This is a genomic window from Streptomyces sp. NPDC015220 (assembly GCF_043079345.1).
Classification (GTDB): domain Bacteria; phylum Actinomycetota; class Actinomycetes; order Streptomycetales; family Streptomycetaceae; genus Streptomyces.
Map to the genome: position 1 here is coordinate 1 of NZ_JBIBUK010000062.1, position 1,103 is coordinate 1,103.

Consider the following 1,103-nt stretch of genomic DNA (forward strand, 5'->3'; position numbering starts at 1 on the left):
GTGACCACGGCGCTGGATCTGATTTATGACCGGCGCCGTGAGGGGTACGACCCGCTGCAGAAGCTCATGCAGCTGTTCGAGGGGGCGACGGCGAAGTCGCTCAAGGCGGGCAAGGCGGAGGAGCTGGCGGCGCTGCCGCTGGAGGAGCGGCTGAAGCGGCGGATCATCGACGGCGAGCGCAACGGTCTGGAGGCGGATCTGGACGAGGCGCTGGTGGCGCGGCCGGCGCTGGAGATCGTCAACGAGGTCCTGCTGGACGGCATGAAGGTGGTCGGTGAGCTGTTCGGCTCGGGGCAGATGCAGTTGCCGTTCGTGCTGCAGTCGGCTGAGGTGATGAAGGCCGCGGTGGCTCATCTGGAGCCGCACATGGAGAAGTCGGAGGCCGAGGGCAAGGGCACGATCGTGCTGGCCACGGTGCGCGGGGATGTGCACGACATCGGCAAGAACCTGGTCGACATCATCCTGTCGAACAACGGCTACAACGTCGTCAACCTGGGGATCAAGCAGCCGGTGTCGGCGATCCTGGAAGCGGCCGACGAGCACAGGGCCGACGTGATCGGCATGTCGGGGCTGCTGGTGAAGTCGACGGTGATCATGAAGGAGAACCTGGAGGAGCTGAACCAGCGGGGTCTGGCGGCCAGCTATCCGGTGATCCTGGGTGGTGCCGCTCTGACCAGGGCGTATGTGGAGCAGGATCTGCACGAGATCTATGAGGGCGAGGTGCGTTACGCCCGGGACGCGTTCGAGGGCCTGCGGCTGATGGACGCGTTGATCGGGGTGAAGCGTGGTGTGCCCGGGGCGAAGCTGCCCGAGCTGCGTCAGCGCCGGGTGCGGGCGGCGGCGGCCGTCCAGGTGGAGGAGCGTCCGCTGGAGGGGCATGTCCGTTCCGACGTCGCCACCGACAATCCCGTTCCCGTCCCGCCGTTCTGGGGCACCCGGGTGATCAAGGGCATCCAGCTCAAGGAGTACGCCTCCTGGCTGGACGAGGGTGCGCTGTTCAAGGGGCAGTGGGGTCTGAAGCAGGCCCGTACCGGTGAGGGGCCGACGTACGAGGAGCTGGTGGAGACCGAGGGCCGGCCGCGGCTGCGTGGTCTGCTCGACCG

Annotated in this window: 1 protein-coding gene; it reads left to right on the plus strand. The window is 67.5% G+C overall.

Annotated elements, in window-relative coordinates; genetic code table 11:
* On the plus strand, window positions 1–1,103 hold a 1,103-nt coding region (locus tag ACF061_RS39070; protein WP_392271780.1), incomplete at both ends, for a B12-binding domain-containing protein.